This is a genomic window from Candidatus Magnetaquicoccus inordinatus (assembly GCF_004217665.1).
In the GTDB taxonomy this organism is placed as follows: domain Bacteria; phylum Pseudomonadota; class Magnetococcia; order Magnetococcales; family Magnetaquicoccaceae; genus Magnetaquicoccus; species Magnetaquicoccus inordinatus.
The window spans coordinates 1-2,213 of the sequence record NZ_RXIU01000354.1 but is presented as its reverse complement, the minus strand read 5'-3'; the positions used below and the strand labels follow the sequence as shown (position 1 = coordinate 2,213).

The 2,213-nt window shown below is 50.0% G+C and carries 2 protein-coding genes; both read left to right on the top strand.

The features are described from left to right. Window positions 1-1,503, top strand: a 1,503-nt coding sequence (locus EJP87_RS15565) for a cytochrome D1 domain-containing protein (RefSeq protein WP_227657695.1), incomplete at its 5' end; no start/stop codon positions are given. Window positions 1,504-1,627: 124 nt separating this feature from the next. After that, window positions 1,628-2,062, top strand: a complete 435-nt coding sequence (locus tag EJP87_RS15560; RefSeq protein WP_130472769.1) for a c-type cytochrome — start codon at window positions 1,628-1,630, stop codon at window positions 2,060-2,062. Window positions 2,063-2,213 lie beyond the last annotated feature (151 nt).

Sequence of the window (2,213 nt, the reverse complement as noted above, 5' to 3'; positions counted from 1 at the left end):
CCGGAACCAACGTTGTCTAAAGAAGATTTTGCTAAGGGTCAACAAATCTATTTTGATCGTTGCTCTGGCTGCCATGGTGCACTGCGCAAGGGTGCAACCGGTCCAGATATCACTCCTGCCAAAACACGCCTCAAAACCTTGGAGGCTTTAGATAAAATCCTCTTCTACGGCACTGATGGTGGTATGCCCGGTTGGGGTAAAAGTGGTTTCATGACCAAAGATGAGACCGCCTTGATGGCCAAATATGTGCAAATTGAAGCTCCCATGCCACCTGAATGGGGCATGAAAGAGATGAAGAATACCTGGAAAGTGCATGTCCCGGTAGACAAACGTCCCACCAAACCGCCGGCTGGCAAAAACTGGCAGAACTATTTTGGTGTGGTCGAGCGTGACAAAGGACAGATTGCCATTATCGATGGCGACACCAAAAAGGTGTTGGTCACCATTCCTTCCGGTTTTGCAACCCATATCTTGCGCACCTCCGCCAGCGGTCGTTACATGTTTGGCATCGGTCGCGACGGTAAAGCAACCATGATGGATCTCTGGGCTGATCCGCCGAATCTGGTTGCCGAAGTGCGTACCGGTCTGGATGCTCGTTCCATCGACACCTCCAAATTCAAAGGTTTTGAAGACACCTATGCTGTGGTCGGCGACTATTGGCCTCCCCACTATGTGGTGTTGAAAGGCGATACCCTGGAGCCGTTGAAAATTGTCGGAACCCGTGGTTATACCTATGATACCAACGAATATCATCCCGAGCCGCGCGTCGCCTCCATCGTTGCATCGCATCATGCTCCTGAGTGGGTGTTGAACCTGAAAGAGACCGGTGTGGTGCTGTTGGTCGATTATAGCAAGGTTGCATCTGGTACCATCACCGAAACCAAAATCAATGCCGAGCGCTTCCTGCATGATGGTGGGTGGGATGCCTCCAAGCGCTATTTCATGGTTGCCGCCAATGCCCGCGACACCATCTCTGTGATCGATACCGTGGATCGCAAACTGGTCAAAAATATCAAAACCGGTGTCAAACCCCATCCGGGCCGTGGTGCCAACTGGGTTGATCCCGAATTTGGACCAGTGTGGGCTACTGTGCATCTCGGCGAAGGTTTGGTCTCCATGATCAGCACCGATCCCAAGAGCCCGAAAGCCTGGACTGTGGTGCGTGAATGGAAATTGGGTGGTAACTCGCTCTTTATCAAAACCCATCCCAAGAGCAAAAATGTCTATTGCGACAACACCATCAATCCCAACAAATCCAATGTGTTGACGATCTTCAACGTCGACAAGCCCAACGATCCACCCAAAGAGATCACCTTCGCCAAGAAGGTGGTGCACATGGAATATAACAAAGAGGGTGATGAAATGTGGCTCTCCTTGTGGGATAAAGAGGGTGAAATCGTCATTTTGGATGACAAAACACACCAAGAGAAAGCCCGGATCACCGGTCTGAATACCCCGACTGGTAAGTTTAACGTCTACAACACCATGATGGACGTTTACTAATCCCGAAATATTGCACCCCACCGACTCTGCTCTGGATCGGTGGGGTGTAATAATACTGGTATTGATACTCCCCACCGACTCTTCTTTTGGTCGGTGGGGTCTCTTATGAAAGGGGATTGCAACAATGAAATTACGTACTGCTCTGCTGTTGTTGGGCTCCATGATGTTGTGTGCTTCGCAAGCCACAGCATCCGGTGCACACAAAACTCCTACCGCCCCCGCAGATTTTTTGAGCAAAGTCAGCCCCATCAAGGCGGATGAAGCAGATGCCGCAGTTCTCAAAGAGGGCGGCAAAATTTATACCAAAAAATGCGCTAAATGCCATGGTGAAACCGGTGATGGTAAGGGTTCGGCGGCTGGTGAGTTGACCATCAAACCTATGGACATGTCGGCTCCTGGTTATATGGCCGGTCGCAAAGATGGCCAGTTGTTCTGGATTATGATGAACGGCAGCCCCAATACCGATATGAAAGCTTTTGGTCCTGGGTCCGAACAGAACTATTCCGAAGAGGAAATTTGGAAGGTGATTGCCTATATGCGGGCCAATTTTACCAAGTAAAATTGACGCTTAGGGTGCGCAAGTCCAAGCGGCTGCAGATTTCTGCAGCCGCTTTTCTGCTTTCTGCCAGGGTAATCTACAGGTCGCAAGTGACATATCATGAACAGACGAATCTATTTTGCTCTTTCTACACTGCTCCCTGCTTTTGCAA

Bases quoted from the DNA above. Each gene is read 5' to 3' on its own strand.
- EJP87_RS15560 (WP_130472769.1), top strand. From the start codon at position 1,628: ATGAAATTACGTACTGCTCTGCTGTTGTTGGGCTCCATGATGTTGTGT.